Below are 20,890 nucleotides of genomic sequence, written 5' to 3' on the forward strand. Positions count from 1 at the left end.
TTTATCTTTGCAGTAAATGGCGCAAAACATTTCAGCATATAGTGCACTCATAAAAGCGGAGGCCCAGCGCCTGGGCTTTATGTTTTGCGGTATTGCTAAAGCTGTTTTTTTGGAAGAGGAAGCCCCGCGACTGGAAGCCTGGCTAAAAGCCGGTATGCACGGCGAAATGCAGTACATGGAGAACCATTTTGACAAACGCCTTGACCCCCGTTTGCTTGTTGACGGCGCCAAATCGGTGATATCATTAGCGCTTAATTATTATACCGATGCGGAGCAAACTGATCCGCTTGCACCAAAGATATCAAAGTACGCATACGGCGCTGACTACCATTACGTTATAAAAGATAAATTAAAGCAACTGTTAAACTTTATCCATCAGGAAATTGGCGAGGTTAACGGCCGTGCGTTTGTGGATTCGGCCCCGGTGCTGGATAAAGCCTGGGCTAAAAAAGCGGGACTTGGATGGGTAGGCAAAAACACTAATCTGATCAATAAACAATCGGGCTCGTTCTTCTTTTTGGCGGAACTGATTGTAGACCTGGAACTGGAATATGATGTAGCCCCTACAGCCGACCATTGCGGTACCTGCACCCGCTGTATTGATGCCTGCCCTACCGAGGCCATTGTAGCCCCGTACGTGGTTGATGGCAGCCGGTGTATCTCATACCTCACCATCGAGTTGAAAAACGAACTGCCACAGGAATTTAAGGGCAAAACCGATAACTGGATGTTTGGCTGCGATGTTTGCCAGGATGTTTGTCCCTGGAATAAATTTTCTGTACTGCATAATGAACCTGCTTTTGAACCGCACCCCGAGTTATTAGGCATCAGCAAAAATGATTGGGAAGATATTACCGAAGAAACATTTCAAAAAGTATTTAAAGGCTCGGCGGTTAAGCGTACTAAATATGCGGGTTTAAAACGTAACATCGCTTTTATAAAATGAGGCCATTTTTATTGTTCGTGTTTTTAATGCTTAGCATTCCGATTCTTGCCCAAACCTTAAACATTCGGGAAAGGAAACCAGACGCGCTTAATGGTAGTCAGTTTGCAGCATCCATTAGCGATACGGCTATACATTTAAAACAACGCGAGAAGATTATCTACAAAGCCATTAAAAAAGGCAATATCCCTCAATTTTACCGCAAACTGGTAAAGGTTACCGATACCGCCACAATTGATGGCAACCTGACAACCATTGCATACTACGTTATTCCGGATTACTTAGCTATTGGTACAGACAGCAATTATTTTTATTGCCCCATGACACCCGCTTTAGCCCAACGTGTAGCTAACAAATTGAAATGTAGCTTACCTACACGTAAAATGGTGAACACCATATATCAGCAAGCCGGAACAAAGCTTTCACCATTGCCTATACCGCCCTCACCGGCTATGATCACCGTACCTGTATTTATAAAACACGTCGGTATGCTGAAACAACAGCGCGATAGCCTGGGCAACAAATTTATGTTGGGTAATTTGGTAGGTGGTGATAAAAAAGATGTAATCGTATCCAACCGGATATACAATGATACCAGCAACTATCATGTGGTAATTTACGGCTGGCACAAAATATCAACCGGGAAAGCCATTCAACCTTTATATGCCCGGCACCTTAATAACTGGGCCGATTACAGTCATGGCATCCGTTTAATTCAAAACAGGGTTTGGGTAAATGGCAAGGCCACCAGCATAAAAAAGGTGCTCCGATCGGAACACCTGAATATTTTATTGAGCGATGAAGGCGTTATCAAAAAGCCTTATTATCCTGCTAAAACCAATTATTAACCTTTCTTAAACTTATCGGCCAGCTGCTTCAGCATATCGTCATCAACGGGTTTAGCCGGGGTTTTGTCTTCACGTTTCACAAACGGCTTCTGTTGATAGTTGTTATTCTGCTTAAAGTTTTGCTGTTGCTGGTATGGCTTGTTTTGTAGTTGTTCAGCAGGTTTGGGTTGCGGGGGGCGCGCTTGCCGTTCGGCCTGGCGTTTCGCGTTCCAGCGCGTATATATAGCTTCTAATTGCTTCTTGGTATATAAAGGAAAATCCCCCTGCATCATCCACGAATAATAGCTGGGTTCAATGTTAAACACATCCTCTACCTTTTTACCTTTGTGCTTGCCAAAGTTAAATAGTTCCTCTCCCTCGTCATTATAAACCATACGGCCTGCAAAATCAACCGTGCGGTTAAGGTTGGTGAATTTGTGCAGCGCTTCAACATCGCCTACAACGGGTATACTGCGTTTACCCTGCTTATCTTCCCATTCTGTTAATTCGTATTTGGCTATCTGCGCCAGCAAAACTTCCATAGTAGCGCGGGTATCAGCCTCGGCCGAATGGGCGTTGATGATATCCTTATCGCAATAAAATTTATACGCCGCCTTTAAAGTGCGTTGCTCCATCTGATGGAATATGTTCTGCACATCTACAAAATGGCGCTGGTCTAAATCAAATTCAATGCCTGCACGCATAAATTCCTCCATTAGCATCGGGATATCAAATTTATTAGAGTTGTATCCCGCAAGGTCACTATCAGCAATAAATGCGGCAATATCGGCTCCAATAGCGGCAAATAAAGGTTCATTCACAATGTGTTCGTCGTAAATACCGTGTATAAGCGATGATTCCAACGGAATAGGCATGCCGGGGTGTACGCGCCAGGTTTTTACCTCTTCGCTGCCATCGGGGTTAAGCTTAATAACCGATAGTTCAACAATACGGTCGGCACCAATATTGGTTCCGGTAGCTTCAATATCAAAAAAGGCGAGCGGGCGTTTTAAATTTAATTTCATTAACGATAAAGTATTAAGCAAAGGTCGTAAAAGTAAGCACATACAACCGTTATTTTTCCACTTTTTTTCCTTTTGTTTTAAGTAATTAATACCTTAATACCCAATATCACAATTTAACCCCAATGAAAATAATTTTACTATTATTAACCCTTCTAACCGCCCCGGTAACCCTTTTAGCGCAAGACTTCGAGTTTGGACAATACAAACTGGATGAAATGGAAATGACCAGGTACGCTAAGGATACTTCTGCGCACGCGGTAGTACTTCATGAATTTGGCAAAACGTGGTTAAGCAGCGGCGACCGGATCCCCTTGATACATGAATATCATGCCAAAATTAAAATATTCGACAGCCAGGCATTTAATCAGGGCACTATAGAGATACCTGTTTATAAAGCTGATAATGACCGGTTTGATGTAGTAAGCGACATTGTGGCCGTTACTTATTATAAAGATGATAACGGGTTGGTACAAAAGGCCGAACTTGACCCCAAAAAGATATTTACTGTACACCAGAACAAGTACCTGGATATTGTAAAATTCACGTTTCCTAATTTGTGCAAGGGTTGCGTTATCGAATATAAATATCATTTGGAAATGCCCCGTATATGGACTTTTAAAACCTGGGAATTTCAAGCTGATATCCCCAAAGTATATTCGGAATACGAAGCGCATTTACCCGCTGTTTATAACTACAATGTTTCGTTGCGCGGCCCCCTGAAACTCACCAAAAACACTGCCGATCTTGAAAAAGATTGCTTTAGCCCGGGTGGCGGCGTAAAATGCGATTGTTCAAAAATGAATTTTATTATGGCTGATGTGCCTGCGTTTATTCCAGAGGAATACATGACCGCGCCGAAAAATTTCATCTCAGCTATATATTTTGAACTATCCGATTATACCGATCTGAATACCGGTGGTAAAATTAAAGTGGCCAAAGAGTGGAAAGATGTGGACTATGACATGAAACATGATGATGGCTTTGGCGGCCAGATTAAAAGAAGCAGTTTAATGAAGGAACGCACCCAAAGCGTTATTGCAGGAAAAACTGACGAAATGGAAAAAGCAAAAGCGATTTATGATTTTGTGAAGAAAAATTACAAATGGGACGGCTTTTATGGCTGGCGAAGCGATGATGGTATTAAGAAAGCATTAAACAATCATTCGGGCAGCGTGGCCGAAGTTAACTTGACATTAATAGCCGCTTTAAATGCCGCGGGGATCAACACCGAAGCCGTATTACTTTCTACCCGTGAACACGGGGTGGTAAATAAACTATACCCTGTTGAAACCGATTTTAACTATGTAGTGGCTAAAGCCAATATTGGCGGACAAAGTTACCTGCTTGATGCTACTGATCCATTATTACCATTTGGCCTTCTCCCTATGCGTTGCATGAACGATCAGGGCCGGGTAATGAGTATGGATAAGCCATCGTACTGGATAGACTTAGCGGCATCGCAAAAGAAATCCAGAACTTATGCCCTCGATTTAACCTTACAGGATGATGGCAAGATAAAAGGTACAATGATCAATTATTCTACCGGTTACGAAGCTTTGGATAAACGCGCAGCCATTAAAAAATTCAACTCGGTTGATGAGTATGTTGAGGATTTTGATAACAAACTGAAAAAAATAAAAATATTGAAATCAGAGGTCCGTAACCTGGACAGTTTGGACAAGCCTTTGATGGAAAAATATGATATTGAGATAGATGCCTATAAAGATTTAAACAATAACCGCATCAGTTTCAATCCGTTCTTTATCGATTATATTACCGAAAACCCTTTTAAACTACAGGACCGTACATACCCCATTGACCGCGGCGCATTATTTGATGACAGGTTTATGCTAACCTTGCATATTCCCCAACAACTTATGGTTGAAAGCCTGCCACAGGAGGTTGGCCTTACCATGCCGTTGAACGGTGGGCGTTTCCTGGTAAATTATGTAAAAACCGATGATGGCGTACAATTCTCGCACGTAACACAGTTCAACAAATCAGTATATTCGACAAGTGAATATCCTTACTTAAAAGAGATGTTCAACAAAATTATACAGGCCGGTACAGCTGAAATTATTTTTAAGAAGAAATAAATGAAAGGGCTTTTTTTAGTTGCAGGGGCATGTTTATTATCGGCGATAGCCAGGGGCCAGCAAAATTATGATGCCACGCTTATACCAAAAGAGTTGTTAGCTTATTCCACAGCTGTGATCAGGAATTGTGATGAGCATATGGAAGTAAAAGACCTGGATAATACCATTTATCATATTAAACAGGCCGTTACCATATTAAACAAAAACGGCGACAAGCACGCCGAAATGGCAATATGGCACAATAAAAGTAACGTTATTAAAACCATTAAAGGCGCTATATATACTTCATCGGGCAAATTACTGAGTAAGTTTTCTGAAAAGGATTTTGAGGATGAAAGCGCTGCCAGCAATTCCTCGCTGTTCGAAGATTCAAGAGTTAAGCATTATCAACCTGCCATCATTGATTATCCTTATACGATTGAATTTGAATATGAATTGCGTTCTAAGCAAACACTAAACCTTTTTGACTGGCGACCCAACCCCGGCACGGGGGTAAGCGTGGAAAATAGCACGTTCACTTTTACCTGTAAGCCCGATTTTAATATCAGGTATAAAGAGATCAATACACCACATAAAGTAGTGAGAGGGACAAACCCGCAGGGCTTAAAAACTTATCAATGGCAATTAAGTAACTTAAAATCGGTAAAGTACGAGCCATATAGCCCTAATCCCCAACAATACCTGACCACGGTAAAAATAGCGCCCGAAAAATTTAGCTATGAAGGTATTACCGGCTCATACAGCAACTGGAAAGAACTGGGCAAATGGATATATGATAAATTATTGCTAAACCGCGATGCAGTGTCAGCCGAAACAGTTGACCATATTAAGGAAATCACTCGGGGTATAACCGATCCTAAATTAAAAGCTCAGAAGATATACGAGTATATGCAGCAGAAAACGCGCTATGTAAGCATACAGACAGGCATTGGGGGTTATCAGCCTTTTATGGCATCGGATGTGGACAGAACCGGCTACGGCGATTGCAAGGCACTGGTAAATTATACACACGCCTTATTGAAGACAGCTAATATCGACTCATGGTATTGTGTGGTGAAGTCCGGATCGCGCAAGCAAAGTTTCCTCACCGATTTTGCCAGTATGGATCAGGGCGATCATGTGATATTGTGCCTGCCTTTTAAAAATGATACCACCTGGCTGGAATGTACCAGTCAGAAAATTCCTTTTGGTTATCTGGGCGATTTTACGGACGACCGCTGGGTATTAGCCTGTACACCGGAAGGCGGCAAGTTACTGCACACTCCGCATTATGCTACCGAGGCTAATATCACCCGCCGCAAAGCCGAATTTACAATTGATACGAAAGGTGAATTATCTGGCAATATGATAACCGAGTTTTGCGGAACCGATTACGACACACGCTATGAATTTATTGACGAGGCTTATACCGAACAGCTGAAAAGAATAAAAGAGGCCTACCCTATTAATAACCTGGATATTGAGAAATTAGCTTTAAAAAAAGCCAGCAGTGCAAATGCGGTGACCACAGAGGCTATTACATTTAAAGCCCGCGAGTTTGCATCGCTTAACACCGATAAGTTTTATTTTAAAGTGAACCTTGCCAACCGGACAACCCACGTGCCCGACGAAATACGAAACAGGTTGACCGATGTTTATATTAACCGGGGCTTTGTTGAGGATGACCAGATCAGCTATATATTACCCACGGGATACCGGCCGGATAAAGTGTTGATGAATAAAGAAGTGACCAAACCTTTCGGCAAATACACCATAAGCATGCACCTTGATGGAAACAAATTGGTATATAAAAGGCGTTTGCAGCTAAATGAAGGTACTTATGACAAGGATAGTTACCAGGACCTGGTTGATTTTTACCAGGAGGTAGCCGATGCTGATACTTATCACATGACTTTAGTTAAACGTAACTGAAAATGATAATACCTAATATAATGCCTACAATCATTACTATGTACAGCAACAATTCGTTTTGAGCGTAGCGCTTATATTTGGTCCAAAAGGAATAATCGGGTTTATTATCACTCATGCTACAAAAATATTAAATTAACCACTATGAATGTGAATGAAGAACAGGAATTAAAAAAAGAATTTCAGCTGGAACGGATCATCCTTTTCAGCGATGCGGTTTTTGCCATTATACTTACTATTATGGTAATAGAACTAAAATTACCTGAAGGCTTCCGCAGTGTTAGCAAGGAAGTTTTTTTGCATGAAATGAAAAACGTTAGCCTGCAGCTATTCGGTTATACCCTAAGCTTCTTTTTTGTAGCCATGTTTTGGACACGCCATGTACGCTTATTTGGCTTTGTTAAAGACTATGATAAAGGCCTGCTGGTTCACAACCTGCTTTTCCTTTTCTGCATATCGTTGTTCCCTTTTGCTGTAAGTATGTTAGGTGGTTTTGCAAAACCAAGCAGTATACAAGGCCAATGGGGGTTTAATATATATGTAATAACCATATTTTTGTGTTTGTTCATGTTCAGCTTTTTAGCGGGTTATCTGATGCGAAACAGTGAAAAGCTATGCTACACCCCTGCCGAGATGGAAAGGGAAATAAAATGGAAGGTGTTAAAGGCGCATAATTGGATAGCGCCCTTAATGTTAGCTGTTTTGTTTGGGATGAATATTGCAGGTGTGCCGCCCCAGTATTTTGTATACACCATGGCCGTTTATGGCGTAGTAACCAGCCGGGTAAGCAAATATTACTATCCTAAAACCCTGGCCGATAATAAACCATTTATACTGCGGATGTTCGCGAGCAGGCAAAAAAAATCCCGCAGGGCAAAGTTGCCTGCGGGAGAATAATATTTTCTGTTAAGTGTTGTTATACCGTTGCGTCGGTTGGTGCTACATAAGCTTCGCCGTCAAACGGAGGTGGATCTTTTTTAACAATAGCTGCAGTAATTAAGCTGATAATGGCTCCCGAAATAGCCGATCCAACAGCTGCAAAAAATGAAATCATAGCCGGACCCATAACTTTGGAAGACATTTTCATGCCTTGTTCAATTTGCTCGTCGGTCATACCTTTTTCTGCCATTTTAGCGCGTTGGGCCTCCATGGCTTGAGTAATAAAATCAGGGTTGATATACGATACGTAGATAAACATAAAAATAGCGCCTAATATCCCTGCAAATAAGGCTACCCTAAATCCTGTAGAAAAAGCCTGTCCAAAGGTTATGCTTCCGCCAAGTACCTGCCTGTATTCAATTTGGGCTAATATGATAAAAGCAATGAAAGGCAAAAGAGATAAATACCTGGCAGGTGAATCCTGGGCGATATTCAAAAACTGGTAAGCTAAAGTTAAAACGATAGATACCCCGGTGGCTATCAAAGCCCACTTTGTAGCTACCTTAGTGGGATTAGGTTTGGGTGCAAATGGATCCATAATTGTTTTGTTTAGTGTTTTTAGTGTGATTTATTTAAAGTTAGTTAAAATTCCATAAACCGCCATATCAAAATCTTTTTCCACTGCATTATCGGCAACAGCCTTTTCGGTCTCGCCCGAGGCTTCGGGGTTTTGGAAAAACGCCATCATCGGGTAAAACAAATCCTTTAATTCCGCGTCAGCAGGTAATTTTTTAACAACCTTATTTATTTCAGACAGCGGGCTTTCCATCAATATTTGATTCTCTATCACAGGTTCGTAAATGCTATACTCGTCCTGGAACTCGTCGTCATCAACCAGTAAAAACTCTTTAAGGTAATCTTCCAGTTCGGGTTCAATATCTTCATCAATACACTCGGTAAGGTACAGCAGCAGGTTTAGCAGCTCTGTACCACGGTCAAGCGTATCTTCTTCAATTTGCTCCCATTCTTCACTTTCCAGGTAATCGTCTTCCAACTTTATGGCATCAGCGCTAAAAAAGTTGATCATCAGCAGATCAAAGAATATCTCGCGCAGGCCTTCCAGGGCTGGCTCATCATTAAACACAGCGTCCATATCGTCTACTTTCTCCAGAAACGGTTTATCTGTTGAAAATACCGCTATCAGCTTATCAATAAATGGCGTGGCGTTAAAACTGCCATATTTAGAAAACGCGCTTAGCGACTCGCCAATGGCAGCCTGTATTTTTGGATCGATCATATTTTGCTGTATTAGAATTTAAATACCTGATTGTTATTGCAGGTTAACAATACTTTTCCTGTAAGGTTTTGCCCTATAAAGGGCGAGTTATATGATTTTGACCGGTTATTCTGTTTAGTGAATTCCCATTCAGCTTGTGTATCAAATACCACCATATTGGCCTTTTGCCCTTCGATAATAGCCGGTATGGCCAACTTCAATAACTTACGTGGGTTAATGGCCATCTGTTGCACCAGTTTATCCGTACTCAATCCCGACCTCAGCGCCAGGGCAAAAGCAGTTTGCAGACCGATGATGCCATATTCCGCAATCTCAAATTCTACATCCTTAAACTCTACCTCATGCGGTGTATGCTGCGATACAATAGCGTCAATGGTGTCGTCGTTTAAGCCGACTATCAGCGCGTCTACATCGCTTTGTGTACGCAATGGTGGCTTCACTTTATATTGACTATCAAAACCCATCAGAGCCTCGTCTGTCAAACTTAAATGATGCGCCGCCACATCGCAGGTTACTTTTAAACCTTTTTGCTTAGCATCGCGGATCAGTTCAACCGAACGCTTAGTTGATATCGTACTGAAATGTATGGATGATTCCGTATATTCTGCCAGGTAAAGGTCACGGGCTATCATTAGCTCCTCGGCCAGAGATGGGATACCTTTCATACCCAGCATAGTGCTTACTTCTCCTTCGTGTACTTTTGCCTTACCGGCAATTGCGGTGTCTTCCGGATAAGAAAACACCAGGCCGTCAAACCCCTGGGCATACAAAAGCGCGCGTTCCATCAGGCCTGCATCCTGTACCGGGCGGTTACCGTCGGTAAAAGCTTTAGCGCCGCTCAGGTGCATATCGTACATTTCAGCAAGGTCTTTACCTTCGCGTTTATGCGATATGGTGCCTAAAGGATAAACATCAACAAGATTATTTTTGGCTTTATTCACCAGATATTCTACTTCGGTTTTTGAATGTACCGGATTTGAATTAGGCATTAATGCCAACCCTGTAAAACCACCTGCGGCCGCGGCTTTTGTTCCGGTTTGCAGGTCTTCTTTGGTTTCCAACCCTAATTCTCCAATATTACAGTTCAGATCAAAAAAGCCTGGCGATACATATTTGCCTTTAGCATCGAACACCTCATAGTCGCTGGTAATACCCGCTGCTATTTTGGCAATAACGCCTTTTTCAATTAAAATATCGGCCTTTTTCTGATGGAATGGAGAGTTGGGATCAATAATAGTGGCAGAAGTGATAAGCAAATTCATAGTGGTTGCTTTATAGTGCAAATGTAGCAATTATACTGTTACAGTGGCGCGCCGGCCATCAACTTTGTAAAACCGCACCAACAATATTTCGGCAGCTACAAATAACAAAGCTAAAATTATACATAACTTCCATAATTGCAGTCCAAGGTTAATGCTATTCAGTTCTGACTTTAATGATGGGGTAGCCGCGTTCAGAAAATGCCCTTTAGGCGCCATGTTTTTAAGGTCGGCCGCGGTTAAATAGGTCAGGTCCGATTCTTTACGGTTATCGTTAAATGCAATCACACTTAATATTTCGTCCTGTTTTTTCAGTTCATAAATACCGGTTTCCTTCAATTGGTCTGATAAAAATAAAAGGGTGCTCCCCTCCTGCTGGCGCGCATCGGGAATAATGCTGGTATGGCCGTCAGTCAGTTTTAATACCTGTTTTTCATTTAATTGAATAGTCGGTGCTTCAATAGTTTCATCCTGCCCCAGCGTATAAAACAAAGGCTGATCGTGCCCGCTTAACAAGCCCACCCTAAACAGTATGGGCAATAGCATGGCATGACGCGGCAGGTTGCTAAAATCTTCATCTAAAGCTACTGCGGCAACATATACCTGCCCACGGCCACTTTTGTAAGCAGAAAAGAACGGCTGGTTACCCGGCAGGGCCAGAAGGGTTTCGCTTACACCACGTGCGGGTGCATGCATTTGATAATATTTTTTTACAACCGGTAAATCGGGGTTATCGGGTAATTGCTCAAACACACTTTTAAACACCTTGCTTTGTATATTTATTGCCGATACTTTAGTTGTTTCGTTAACCAGTTTTTCAGGATAAGCGGCATTCAGCGGCTGCAATAAGGCCTGGTAGGTTTTTACATCTTCATCTGCCGATTGAAATACCAGCAGCGAACCACCTTTATTTACATAATTTTTTAATTGCTGGGCCAATCCCGCCGAAATAGATCTGATATCGCTTAGCACAATAAGCGGATAACCTGCAAGACTGCCATAATCCACATTACCATCCTGCGTGTTAGTGGTTACAAAAAACTTATCAGTTGTAAATGCGGCTTTCAAAAATACATTGCTTGCGCCCCCGTTTATCAGCAGTACCGGCATTTGGTTCTTTACGTTAAATGTAAAGTAAAATTGATTGTCGAATGTAACAGGGTTATCCTGTAAAGATAATTCGCATCGCTGCCAGCCGGCTTGCAAGCCCGAGAAAGACAAGGTATCGTTTTGCACTTCGCGCGGGCCAAGGCTAAAGCTGCCCAGCGCTTTTTGCATTTTGTTAATGGTAAGTTTAAGCGGTACACGTTCAGCTTTTTCATCAGCATAGTTATGCAGGCGCACTACCAGCTTTTCGTTCTCATCCGGCCGGTGAACGGCGCTCAGCAACCAAACCGAATCTACTGCCACATTGGGCAATTTATTAGCTTTTAGTTGTACCAGGTTCAATGCTATGCCCGAATCGGCTTTTATGGCCGATCGCTGGCCCATATTGTTTTGATAATCCGACAGGATATAAATAGAGGCAGTGCCTGATTGAGACTTGATTAAACTTTGCTGACGATTTACGATTTGCTGTAAGTCACGGCTTTGCGGACTGATCTTTACGGCATCAACCGCGTCATTAAACTCATCGCGGTTAAGCAGGCGCTGATGTTTACCTTCAAAGTCCTGGGTAAGTAGCTGAAACCGATCGTTGATACCATAGGTAGCGGCAATTTCTTTGGCATGATGTTTCGCTTCATCAAGTAACGAGCCTTCCTTACTCAGCGTCTGCATCGAGTAAGAATTATCTACAAACACACTTACTATTTGCTGCTTACCAACCGGTGCCGCATTATTTGCCGGAATAAACGGTTTGGCGAATGCCAATACTAAAAATAATAACGACAATAAACGCGCGGCCAGTATCAGGCGCTCTTTTAGGTTTCTGCGCGAAGCCTGCTGTTCCTGCAGTTCCTTTAAAAACTGCACGTTGCTGAAATACACCTTTTGGTAACGCCTGAAGTTGAATAAATGCACAATTACAGGGATGGCCAAAGTGGTCAGTGCAAACAGAAAACCCGGATATAGAAAGTGCATATACAAATATGTAAAAAACAATTTCTACAAATCTGTATTATTTTTAAAACAAACGCATTTATTATGGAATGGCGTATCGGGTGCTCTGGATTTCATTACAAAGGCTGGCGGGGCAAGTTTTATCCGGAAAAATTAGCGGTGAAAAACTGGTTCGATTTTTACTGCCAGCATTTTGATACGCTGGAGCTTAACGTTACGTTCTACCGTTTTCCGCAACTTTCCTTTTTGCAGGCCTGGCATACCAAAAGCCCCAATAATTTCAGGTTTGCTGTAAAAGCCCCCCGCGCAATTACACATTATAAAAAATTCAATGATGTTCACGACCTGATCAACAGCTTTTACGATACCATTAACGATGGCTTACAAGCCAAGCTTGGCCCGGTGCTTTTTCAATTGCCGCCAAGCCTCAGTTATACCCAGGAACGATTAGAGCGTATTATTAACAATCTGTCCCCGGCTTTTAATAATGTGTTAGAATTCAGGCATAGCAGTTGGTGGAACCCTGATGTTATTGCACAGCTGACAGCGCATCATATTACATTTTGTGGCATGAGCCACCCATCGCTCCCAGCGGATATTATACAAAATACAAACATGGTTTACTACCGTTTTCACGGCGTGCCCCTGCTTTATAAATCACCTTATACTACGGCCGAATTGCAGCAGGTGGTTAATGTTATTAAACAAAACAAGGCGGTCAACGAGGGCTGGTTTTATTTTAATAATGATATTGATGTAGAAGCAGTATACAATGCTAAAGATATGAAGCGCCTGGCAACACAATCCTAAACATAACATAACGAAAACATTGTTATAACAAAAGATTTTTATTTTCGTATAAACGAAACAACACGTAATTACATATTATTTTGTATTATTACGTGTGATATTTCATATCATTATTAACCACTTACATTAACCTACTTTAATTATGAAAAAAACAACTTACCTTGCAGCAGGCATGCTGGCTTTATTGCTATCGGCTTGCCAAAAAACACAAACACCCCAAACAACGGCTTCAGGTGCAAAAAGTCCGGCATTAAAAACAGAATCCATTACATCTGCCTACACCGATGAAAGCACTTTTGTATCCAGCTTATCATCCTACGGGTACAAAAATCCCACACAAATTACCTTAAACCGTTCGGGCAGTACTACAGGCTATAACACAGTTTATGGCTTCAACATCCCAACCGCCAACCAGGTAAAAGGCTTTAAATGGAATTCGGGCGATGAACAAACCGAAGATTGGCGGCCGCAAGGCATTTGCGGCTTTACCTGGGGTACCCACACCTACTTATTAGTTACCTGGTATGGTGTAGGTCCCGATGAGATCTCAACCTCGCACAACCATTACAAAGGATCGAGATTAGCCCTGGTGGATATTACCAATATGAGCGCCATTACTTACCGGTTGATATTGCTGGTACAGGATAAGGCTAATTACAATACCAGCTTATTATACGATAAACCCGTGGCGCCTGAAAACCCAACCCAATACGATAGCTTTATCCCAGTAACTATGCATGCAGGCGGTATTGCCTATATGAACCAAAAGATATATATTGCCGATACCAGCCTGGGTTTCCGCGTATTTGACCTGAACAAACTAATTGACAACGTAGTTAGCGACCCAACTAAAAATTCCATAGGCAAAGAGCCTAACGGCGACCTGATTGCCTTTGATTATACCTGTATATTACCACAAACCGGCTATTACAAAATTAGCGGCGGCGGTACACCTTTCTCGGGCCTGTCTTTAGGTTCTGGCTCAACACCGTCAGACCAGCGCTTGTGGAGCTGCCAGTTTAAAACAGGCAGTACCGATACCCCACAACTTTTTGGCTTCCCAATCAGTTCTACAGGTGTAGTTACTGCGCCGCCAACCGTAATAACCCCGTATGATAATACCGGCGCAGGCGACCCGGTTTTACACGCGCAAGGCGCTTACAAAGCTGGCACAACTGCGTTTATCACCATAACCGGGCAATCATCCTACATAGGTTCTACCGCCCGATTGGTGAAATATGTGGATGGTGCAACAATGGGCTCCCGCTATAGATGGCCGCATGGCGCAGAAGCATTATATGTAGATAGCGCAGGCCTGATGTGGTGTTTAACCGAATATGAAACATCAAAATATGGCGAGGATAACCGTACAGTGTTTGCGGTTAGATTAAGCGATTATCAGTAAATCCAGTTTAACAATTAACAAAGAAGCCCGGCTAATTCATATTAACCGGGCTTCTTTGTTATATATTGATCTACAAATCCTTCATCTTCAGTAATTGCTGGTATACCTTCTCAGTCGGCAGACCTACAACGTTGGTATAGGAACCATTAATACGCTCGATAGCAGTAACCCCTATCCATTCCTGTATACCGTATGAGCCGGCTTTGTCCAACGGCTTATATTTGGTTACATAGTTGATGATCTCCTCATCGGTCAGTTTACGAAAGAACACCTCGGATACATCAAAAAATTTATTTACTTGACCTTTATACATTAAACAAACGCCTGTAACCACGCGGTGCACCTTTCCCGATAGCATTTTCAACATTTCTACCGCGTGCGCTTCTGTTTCAGGCTTCCCTAAAATCAAACCGTTAATTTCAACAATAGTATCGGCAGTAAGCACAATTTCATCACCGGCTTCTTCGTCAAAAGCCATTGATTTCTTTTCGGCAATGTAAACAGCAATTTCGGTTGGGGTTAAACCATCGGGGTAACTTTCATCAACTTCTTTAAGTACAATTCGGAAATCTACATCCATTTGCCTCAGCAGTTCCTGCCGGCGTGGAGATTTTGATGCGAGGATAATTTTTATTGAGTCCATAGTCGATGGTCGATAGTCCATAGTTAGAAATTAGAATTTTACCATGGTCTATGGACTATCAACCATGGGCTAAAATCACCAGCTATACGCCTCGGCATTCATCCATTTAGCTTGTATTTTCATCACCTTCTCTATTACATCGCGTGCACAGCCTTTGCCGCCTGCAATTGATGAAATGTAAGTGCTTATCGCTTTTATCTCTTCCACTGCATCAGCTGGGCAAACAGGCAAACCTACTAATTGCATTACTTTCAGGTCGGGTATGTCATCGCCCATAAACAATACCGTTTTGGGGTCTATATTATGATCTGCAAGATAATCGTTGAAGATAGCGACCTTATCTTTACACCCAATAAATACATCCTGGATACCAAGATCATTTAGCCGTTTGCGGCTGCCTTCGGCATTAGCGCCTGAAATGGCTGCTACGTAATATCCGCATTTAACCGCTAATTGAAGGGCATAACCATCCTTAATGTTAAATTGACGGAAACGATCGCCGTTATCTGCCACAAATACCGCTCCATCCGTCAACACACCATCCACATCAAAAATGAAGGTGGTGATGGTTTTAAGCTGATCGAATAAAGGTGATTTCATCTTATTTGGATTGCACCGATTGTTGTAATGATTTCACAGATTAAGCGCTTTTGCAACTTTAAACTGCAACTAAAAAACTATTGGTTATCGCGCCACTCGTAAACCCAGGCGCTTTGAATTTGCTCCAGGTGACCTTCGTTTGCCTGTTCGCGGGTACCGGCAAAGTTGGGTAATGCAAGCACCCACTCTAACAGATCGGTAAAGCGGATGCGGTATATTTTCGACTCGCCAAAATCGTCACCAAACTTTTCGTAAAGCCCCATGGCAATATCTTCATAATCATTCCAGTGGATGGGTAACGCGAATTTGTCTTGTATCATTGTTTTCCTGAGGTAAGTGTTTGTGATATATTAGTGGCCTAAAAACTGTGATTGATCGGGTATGGTAATTTCAATATCACCATCAATAAGCACGCATTGGCAGCCTAACCTTGAGTTTATACGCGGGTTAACTGCCCGGTCTATAAAATCCTCTTCCTTGTCCGATATCTCCTGTATGTTATCTTCGCCCTTGTTCACATAAATATGGCAGGTACTACAGCCGCATACGCCGCCACAGTTATGCTGTAATTCTATACCATTCTCCAGGCATACATCTAATACAGATTCTCCTTCGGCGGCAGGTAGTTCTACTGGCTCCAGTCCTTTTTCCTCAAAGTTTATTTTAACTTTAAAAATATTCATCAGGGCAAAAGTAATAAAATTACTTATCGGCGTTGCTGCCTTTATCCATTTTGATAATACCCTGACTAAGTAATTGGTATAACTGCTGTAATAAAGGCTGATCCTGCAGCATTTCCAGGTGCTTATTCATGGTTAATTCATCATTGCGCACAGCCGGACCGGTCTGCACATCGGTTGGAAGCTGTTGTTGGACTTTATCTGCCGTTTCGGTGATCAGCGGTTTAAGCATATCAAAATCCAAATTGTGCTGCGCCAATAAATTTTGAGCCACACTATATAGATAATTTGGGAAATTACAGGCAAACACGGCGGCTAAATGCAGTATACGCCGTTGGAGTGAATCTACCTCGTATACATTATTGCTTACAGTTTGGGCCAGTTCTTTTATTTGTTGGGTAATACCGGCATTTGCCCCTTCAATACACAAAGGCACTTCTCTAAAATTCACCTCTTTGTTTCGGCTGAATGTTTGAAGTGGATAAAACACCCCTGCTTGTGCCCTATACTGCAACAATACTTTAATATCTGTACTCCCTGATGTATGTAATATCAGCTTATTTAATGGTGCCAAATGTTTTACAATGCTTTCTATAGCATCATCCTTCACCGAGATGATAAAAATATCCGTGTTAGGATCGATCTGCTGCAAATTATCAATAGCTTCTGCTTTAATATGGTAGGCCAGCAAAGCAGCATGCTGTAAGTTTCGGCTATAAACCTGCACAATATAATGCCCGGCATTTTTTAGCGCTGCGCCTAAATGAGTAGCCACATTGCCCGAGCCAATAAGGGTGATACGCATAAATAGATTAAAAAATCAAATTTCGTATAATTGGTTTAAAACATGGCATATATCTGATATATTTATATGACTAAACTTCCGCGTGATGAGATATTTTAGATTGATATTTATAGCCATCATTTTTCTTATTAGTATTACCACCATCATATTAGGAAGCCTGTATTTTTATAGAGACATTGAAAAAAAGACGCTAACCGATAAGGACAGAAGAAATGTCCCGGGCAGTTTTATCCGCCTTAAAGCCGGGACCACCCATTACCAACTGGCAGGCCCCGATACGGGGAAAGTTGTTGTATTGTTACATGGTTTTAGTGTGCCGTATTACATTTGGGACGTCACTTTTGAATATTTAGTTAACCATGGTTACCGCGTTTTAAGATACGATCAATACGGCCGCGGATACTCTGATAAACCTGATAGTGTTTATAACCATCAATTCTATTTTGATCAGTTAATTCAGTTACTATCAGCACTGCACATTAAAACACCTGTAAATATTGCGGGTATCTCTTTTGGCGGCATGCTGGCTACTAATTTTACCAGCCGTTATCCAAATTTGGTTGATAAAGTAATTTTGATAGATCCCGGATATGAGACGCTTCAACCTGATAAACCCGAATTTTTAGTGAGGTATTATGAAACGATACATCCGCGCGAGCGTGCCGAAAGTCAGCTGACCGATTTTAAATATCCCGAACAACATCCCGACTGGGTAGCCAAGTATAAAGTACAAATGCAATATAAGGGGTTCACCAATTCGTTGATATCAACCATGTATAACTATCCTTATAATGGCCGCGAAAGCAATGTGCAATTAAATACCAAACATAAGCCTGTTTTACTGATATGGGGCCGCGAAGACAAAACGGTACCTTTTAATTTCAGCGATTCGGTGCGCAGGGTGTTAAATGTTCAGTTTTTCCCGGTTGATGACGCCGGGCACTTGCCTTATCTTGAACAGCCCGCCAAGGTTAATGCAAGGATAGTGGAGTTTTTGCGGGAGAAGTAGGTGCTTATTAAGAGGATCGCTTAACTACATCACTGTCGTGCCGTATTATTCGGCGTCATAAATGGCAACTAGTTGCACAGTGTTTACCATGCATGTGAGATGCCGAAATAAATTCGGCGACGTTGATATTGCAGGACAGCTTATTAGCAAGCGATCTGAAACAGGAAAATATATTATAATTAAACCGTCTTTAACTCCTTATTTCTCCTGAATATCGACATCAGGAACCCTATAACCATAATAATAGTACCCGACCAAAAGAAGTTAATGTAAGGAAACTGAATAGCACGCATTACAATGTATGGCTTCTTACTTTCTGGTTGCTGATAAACAGTTACCTCTACTTTATTCTTTTCAGGGATTATTTTTGAAAAGCGCAATTTCAGGCCGGCATCATCAACCTTGCGGGCAAAATCGAAGCCGTTACCGCCTTTCACCATAAAAATAGGCTCGGCCATATAACTTTTGCCATGCGATACAATTTCAAGATCGGCGCCGACAGCAATATCATTGCCGCTCAGCTTAATATCCTGCACATGAGCATCTTTATTCAGCCCTTTCAGTACCATATAACCTTCGCGGAAACGGATGGTATCGCCTACGGCAACTTCATGCGCTATTGGTGGATCGTAGTTTTTGTCATCATCAGCTTCTCCCTCGTGCCCAGCTTCCTGTCCGCGTAACTCATCGTCGTACTTAATAGGCGCCATACTTACGTGGGTATATAGATCATGGAAAAGAAAGTGTTTAGTATCCGGAGACGAAACCAGACCCATTTTGCGGTTAGCCTGCGAGTTTGGCTTCAGGATAAACTCATCTTTTATTTTACCGTTTGCGTCAATTTTTTTATAGTCAACTTTAAAGTAATGGTTCGGCAAAGCTATAGAATCGCCAATATATGTTACCTCATACTCCCCCATTTTAACCGGTTGGTTTTTGTATAACATAATATTCTCGCGCGGATCATTAGCCTTGGCAAATTCGGCGCTATACTGCTCGCCGGTGGTGTTTTGAGATACTACTTTGCTGGTACCGGCAGATATTAAGGCGCCAATAAGCAATAAGCCAAACCCAATATGCGCCACTGCCGAGCCGGCCAGTTTAAACTTGCCTTTAAAGGCGTCGGATAATACTTTAGCGTTTGATAATACCGAGTATACAGCCGCCACCATTAATAACACGTATACAAAGTGCAACTTGTATATCCCGGTTACATACACTATTAATGCGCCAATTAATACGGCAAAAACCAGGTAGACTACCGCAGTGATAAAAAACCGGGTGGTTTCTGTTTTTTTATATTTTAAAAACTGGGTGAAGCCCATAAATAAGGCTATAATAACCGCAAATGCACTCTGGAAGATATTATATAGCGTCACCTTATCGTTAGGCGGCGCAATGTGTGTATCGAACATGGCATTCCAAACAGGTATGGAGGTTACAAACACTAATTGCAAACATGATAAGGCCAGGAATACCGAACCTACAAACATCCAAAACTCGCGCGAATAAGTTTCTTCCTCTTTTTTACTGATCGGCAATTCTTTCCAGCGAACTGCAATTAAAACCACCACAATGATCAGGAAAATCAGCACATCAACCACCAAGTGCCAAAACATTCCTAAATCAGTAAATGCATGTACCGAAGTTTCACCAAGTATACCGCTACGTGTTAAAAATGATGCATAAAGCACCAGCACAAAGCTGATCAATGTAAGGAATAAGGCCGTAAAATATGCGTGCCCGGTGTTTTTATAAACTATCAGCACGTGCACCGCGCCTATCAATGTAAGCCATGGGATAACCGAGGCGTTCTCTACCGGGTCCCAAGCCCAAAAGCCACCAAAGTTTAACGATTCATAAGCCCAGAACGAACCCATGATGATACCGGTACCCAATACCATTACCGCAAAAAGCGCATACGATATTGCCGGCTGTACCCATTCTTTATAGCGCTTTTGCCATAAACCGGCAACAGCATAAGCAAATGGTACTATCATAGAAGCGAAACCCAGGAATAATGTTGGCGGGTGTATTACCATCCAATAGTTTTGCAGTAAGGGGTTCAGACCATTACCATCTTTAATATAGCCCAGATAATCCGGGCGACTAAATATCGGGCCCTCAATAGCCTGACGGAGCAATATAAATGGCGAACTACCTATACGGGTACCAAAGATCTCTACCCCTAATAGCATAGATGAAAGTAGCACCTGTGATAAAGAAATAACGGTCATTACCGGGCGCTCCCACGATTTGGCTTTCCATATCAGCAAGTTACCCAGCACAGCCTGCCAGAAACCCCACAGCCAAAAACTGCCCTCCTGGCCTTCCCAATAGCTGGAAATAATGTAGTAAACCGGCAGTGTACGCGATGAATGCGCCCAGGCATAGTGATATTCAAAAAGATGATTATAAATAATATAAAAAAGGCAGCTGCCAATACCTATAACCGAAACGGTATTTAACCAGAAGCCCACACGGCCCAGCCATAACCACGATTTATCCAGTTTATCGTTACTGGTAGCCGCGAAGTAGTAGCTGATGGTTGATAATAAAGCGGCACCAAATGCCAGGATGATAAAGAATTGGCCTAAATGGCCCGGCACAAGGTGTTCCCCTTTAAAAGCTGTATCCATTAAT

At 42.1% G+C, this 20,890-nt stretch carries 20 protein-coding genes; 8 read left to right on the plus strand and 12 right to left on the minus strand.

What is annotated here, in order from left to right; all coding sequences use genetic code 11:
* Nucleotides 1-16: 16 nt before the first annotated feature.
* The gene (queG, locus tag IRJ18_RS09440) at nucleotides 17-946 is read left to right on the plus strand and encodes a tRNA epoxyqueuosine(34) reductase QueG (RefSeq protein ID WP_194105931.1); all 930 of its coding nucleotides are present in this window, start codon (nucleotides 17-19) and stop codon (nucleotides 944-946) included.
* Complete coding sequence (locus IRJ18_RS09445) at nucleotides 943-1,791, plus strand: hypothetical protein (RefSeq protein WP_194105932.1); 849 nt, start codon at nucleotides 943-945, stop codon at nucleotides 1,789-1,791. Before queG ends, IRJ18_RS09445 begins: the two co-directional genes overlap by 4 nt.
* Here the strand turns inward: IRJ18_RS09445 and IRJ18_RS09450 are convergent.
* On the minus strand, nucleotides 1,788-2,795 hold the full coding sequence (locus IRJ18_RS09450; protein WP_194105933.1) for a 3'-5' exonuclease: 1,008 nt from the start codon (nucleotides 2,793-2,795) through the stop codon (nucleotides 1,788-1,790). The two genes, IRJ18_RS09445 and IRJ18_RS09450, sit on opposite strands and share 4 nt — an antisense overlap.
* Nucleotides 2,796-2,917: 122 nt before the next feature.
* On the opposite strand from IRJ18_RS09450, the gene IRJ18_RS09455 reads away from it, so the two are divergent.
* Both IRJ18_RS09455 and IRJ18_RS09460 read left to right on the plus strand, forming a co-directional pair.
* Nucleotides 2,918-4,891: a transglutaminase domain-containing protein gene (locus IRJ18_RS09455; RefSeq protein WP_194105934.1), complete on the plus strand. Its 1,974-nt coding sequence runs from the start codon at nucleotides 2,918-2,920 to the stop codon at nucleotides 4,889-4,891.
* Entirely contained in the window at nucleotides 4,892-6,802 is a 1,911-nt protein-coding gene (locus IRJ18_RS09460) for a DUF3857 domain-containing protein (RefSeq protein ID WP_194105935.1), read from the plus strand.
* On the opposite strand, the gene IRJ18_RS21135 is transcribed toward IRJ18_RS09460, so the two are convergent.
* Nucleotides 6,789-6,917, minus strand: coding sequence for a hypothetical protein (locus IRJ18_RS21135; RefSeq protein WP_262893266.1), 129 nt, complete (start codon nucleotides 6,915-6,917; stop codon nucleotides 6,789-6,791). The two genes, IRJ18_RS09460 and IRJ18_RS21135, sit on opposite strands and share 14 nt — an antisense overlap.
* 26 nt (nucleotides 6,918-6,943) lie before the next feature.
* On the opposite strand from IRJ18_RS21135, the gene IRJ18_RS09465 reads away from it, so the two are divergent.
* Nucleotides 6,944-7,696, plus strand: a complete 753-nt coding sequence (locus IRJ18_RS09465; protein ID WP_194105936.1) for a TMEM175 family protein — start codon at nucleotides 6,944-6,946, stop codon at nucleotides 7,694-7,696.
* A 19-nt stretch (nucleotides 7,697-7,715) separates the two neighbouring features.
* On the opposite strand, the gene IRJ18_RS09470 is transcribed toward IRJ18_RS09465, so the two are convergent.
* Genes IRJ18_RS09470 through IRJ18_RS09485 form a run of 4 tightly spaced genes read right to left on the minus strand, consistent with a single transcriptional unit; the run spans nucleotide 7,716 to nucleotide 12,316 of the window.
* Nucleotides 7,716-8,276 carry a DUF4199 domain-containing protein gene (locus tag IRJ18_RS09470; protein ID WP_194105937.1) on the minus strand — a complete coding sequence of 187 codons (561 nt, stop codon included), beginning with the start codon at nucleotides 8,274-8,276 and terminating at the stop codon, nucleotides 7,716-7,718.
* Nucleotides 8,277-8,306: 30 nt separating this feature from the next.
* Nucleotides 8,307-8,975: a hypothetical protein gene (locus tag IRJ18_RS09475; protein ID WP_194105938.1), complete on the minus strand. Its 669-nt coding sequence runs from the start codon at nucleotides 8,973-8,975 to the stop codon at nucleotides 8,307-8,309.
* Nucleotides 8,976-8,986: 11 nt separating this feature from the next.
* A complete protein-coding gene (locus IRJ18_RS09480) occupies nucleotides 8,987-10,237 on the minus strand; it encodes a dihydroorotase (RefSeq protein ID WP_194105939.1) in 1,251 nt (416 codons plus the stop codon).
* A gap of 30 nt (nucleotides 10,238-10,267) precedes the next feature.
* A complete protein-coding gene (locus IRJ18_RS09485) occupies nucleotides 10,268-12,316 on the minus strand; it encodes a BatA domain-containing protein (protein ID WP_194105940.1) in 2,049 nt (682 codons plus the stop codon).
* 63 nt (nucleotides 12,317-12,379) lie between these two features.
* Here IRJ18_RS09485 and IRJ18_RS09490 point away from each other — a divergent pair, with 63 nt between their 5' ends.
* Nucleotides 12,380-13,105: a DUF72 domain-containing protein gene (locus tag IRJ18_RS09490; RefSeq protein ID WP_228072678.1), complete on the plus strand. Its 726-nt coding sequence runs from the start codon at nucleotides 12,380-12,382 to the stop codon at nucleotides 13,103-13,105.
* A gap of 142 nt (nucleotides 13,106-13,247) precedes the next feature.
* Nucleotides 13,248-14,510: a hypothetical protein gene (locus IRJ18_RS09495; protein ID WP_194105941.1), complete on the plus strand. Its 1,263-nt coding sequence runs from the start codon at nucleotides 13,248-13,250 to the stop codon at nucleotides 14,508-14,510.
* A gap of 70 nt (nucleotides 14,511-14,580) precedes the next feature.
* Here the strand turns inward: IRJ18_RS09495 and IRJ18_RS09500 are convergent, their stop codons facing one another.
* The 5 genes from IRJ18_RS09500 to IRJ18_RS09520 all read right to left on the minus strand — a co-directional run bounded on the left by IRJ18_RS09500 (nucleotide 14,581) and on the right by IRJ18_RS09520 (nucleotide 17,238).
* Nucleotides 14,581-15,153 (minus strand): Maf family protein, encoded by a 573-nt coding sequence (locus IRJ18_RS09500; RefSeq protein ID WP_194105942.1) that lies wholly within the window; start codon nucleotides 15,151-15,153, stop codon nucleotides 14,581-14,583.
* 75 nt (nucleotides 15,154-15,228) lie between these two features.
* Complete coding sequence (locus IRJ18_RS09505) at nucleotides 15,229-15,753, minus strand: KdsC family phosphatase (RefSeq protein ID WP_194105943.1); 525 nt, start codon at nucleotides 15,751-15,753, stop codon at nucleotides 15,229-15,231.
* A 77-nt stretch (nucleotides 15,754-15,830) separates the two neighbouring features.
* Nucleotides 15,831-16,073, minus strand: a complete 243-nt coding sequence (gene iscX / locus IRJ18_RS09510) for a Fe-S cluster assembly protein IscX (protein ID WP_194105944.1) — start codon at nucleotides 16,071-16,073, stop codon at nucleotides 15,831-15,833.
* A gap of 30 nt (nucleotides 16,074-16,103) precedes the next feature.
* Nucleotides 16,104-16,436, minus strand: coding sequence for a 2Fe-2S iron-sulfur cluster-binding protein (locus IRJ18_RS09515; RefSeq protein ID WP_194105945.1), 333 nt, complete (start codon nucleotides 16,434-16,436; stop codon nucleotides 16,104-16,106).
* Nucleotides 16,437-16,455: 19 nt separating this feature from the next.
* Nucleotides 16,456-17,238, minus strand: a complete 783-nt coding sequence (locus IRJ18_RS09520; protein ID WP_194105946.1) for a Rossmann-like and DUF2520 domain-containing protein — start codon at nucleotides 17,236-17,238, stop codon at nucleotides 16,456-16,458.
* An 85-nt stretch (nucleotides 17,239-17,323) separates the two neighbouring features.
* Between IRJ18_RS09520 and IRJ18_RS09525 the strand changes: the two genes are divergently transcribed.
* Nucleotides 17,324-18,247: an alpha/beta fold hydrolase gene (locus IRJ18_RS09525; protein WP_194105947.1), complete on the plus strand. Its 924-nt coding sequence runs from the start codon at nucleotides 17,324-17,326 to the stop codon at nucleotides 18,245-18,247.
* A gap of 179 nt (nucleotides 18,248-18,426) precedes the next feature.
* Here IRJ18_RS09525 and ccsA read toward each other — a convergent pair whose 3' ends face one another.
* Complete coding sequence (ccsA, locus tag IRJ18_RS09530; RefSeq protein ID WP_194105948.1) at nucleotides 18,427-20,886, minus strand: cytochrome c biogenesis protein CcsA; 2,460 nt, start codon at nucleotides 20,884-20,886, stop codon at nucleotides 18,427-18,429.
* Between the last annotated feature and the right edge of the window lie 4 nt (nucleotides 20,887-20,890).

The sequence above is a fragment of the Mucilaginibacter boryungensis genome (assembly GCF_015221995.1).
GTDB classification, from domain to species: Bacteria; Bacteroidota; Bacteroidia; order Sphingobacteriales; family Sphingobacteriaceae; genus Mucilaginibacter; species Mucilaginibacter boryungensis.

Excerpts from the sequence above, each read along its gene's own strand:
- queG (WP_194105931.1), top strand. The coding sequence starts at position 17 with ATGGCGCAAAACATTTCAGCATATAGTGCACTCATAAAAGCGGAGGCC.
- IRJ18_RS09445 (WP_194105932.1), top strand. The coding sequence starts at position 943 with ATGAGGCCATTTTTATTGTTCGTGTTTTTAATGCTTAGCATTCCGATT.
- IRJ18_RS09450 (WP_194105933.1), bottom strand. The coding sequence starts at position 2,795 with ATGAAATTAAATTTAAAACGCCCGCTCGCCTTTTTTGATATTGAAGCT.
- IRJ18_RS09455 (WP_194105934.1), top strand. The coding sequence starts at position 2,918 with ATGAAAATAATTTTACTATTATTAACCCTTCTAACCGCCCCGGTAACC.
- IRJ18_RS09460 (WP_194105935.1), top strand. The coding sequence starts at position 4,892 with ATGAAAGGGCTTTTTTTAGTTGCAGGGGCATGTTTATTATCGGCGATA.
- IRJ18_RS21135 (WP_262893266.1), bottom strand. The coding sequence starts at position 6,917 with ATGAGTGATAATAAACCCGATTATTCCTTTTGGACCAAATATAAGCGC.
- IRJ18_RS09465 (WP_194105936.1), top strand. The coding sequence starts at position 6,944 with ATGAATGTGAATGAAGAACAGGAATTAAAAAAAGAATTTCAGCTGGAA.
- IRJ18_RS09470 (WP_194105937.1), bottom strand. The coding sequence starts at position 8,276 with ATGGATCCATTTGCACCCAAACCTAATCCCACTAAGGTAGCTACAAAG.
- IRJ18_RS09475 (WP_194105938.1), bottom strand. The coding sequence starts at position 8,975 with ATGATCGATCCAAAAATACAGGCTGCCATTGGCGAGTCGCTAAGCGCG.
- IRJ18_RS09480 (WP_194105939.1), bottom strand. The coding sequence starts at position 10,237 with ATGAATTTGCTTATCACTTCTGCCACTATTATTGATCCCAACTCTCCA.
- IRJ18_RS09485 (WP_194105940.1), bottom strand. The coding sequence starts at position 12,316 with ATGCACTTTCTATATCCGGGTTTTCTGTTTGCACTGACCACTTTGGCC.
- IRJ18_RS09490 (WP_228072678.1), top strand. The coding sequence starts at position 12,380 with ATGGAATGGCGTATCGGGTGCTCTGGATTTCATTACAAAGGCTGGCGG.
- IRJ18_RS09495 (WP_194105941.1), top strand. The coding sequence starts at position 13,248 with ATGAAAAAAACAACTTACCTTGCAGCAGGCATGCTGGCTTTATTGCTA.
- IRJ18_RS09500 (WP_194105942.1), bottom strand. The coding sequence starts at position 15,153 with ATGGACTCAATAAAAATTATCCTCGCATCAAAATCTCCACGCCGGCAG.
- IRJ18_RS09505 (WP_194105943.1), bottom strand. The coding sequence starts at position 15,753 with ATGAAATCACCTTTATTCGATCAGCTTAAAACCATCACCACCTTCATT.
- iscX (WP_194105944.1), bottom strand. The coding sequence starts at position 16,073 with ATGATACAAGACAAATTCGCGTTACCCATCCACTGGAATGATTATGAA.
- IRJ18_RS09515 (WP_194105945.1), bottom strand. The coding sequence starts at position 16,436 with ATGAATATTTTTAAAGTTAAAATAAACTTTGAGGAAAAAGGACTGGAG.
- IRJ18_RS09520 (WP_194105946.1), bottom strand. The coding sequence starts at position 17,238 with ATGCGTATCACCCTTATTGGCTCGGGCAATGTGGCTACTCATTTAGGC.
- IRJ18_RS09525 (WP_194105947.1), top strand. The coding sequence starts at position 17,324 with ATGAGATATTTTAGATTGATATTTATAGCCATCATTTTTCTTATTAGT.
- ccsA (WP_194105948.1), bottom strand. The coding sequence starts at position 20,886 with ATGGATACAGCTTTTAAAGGGGAACACCTTGTGCCGGGCCATTTAGGC.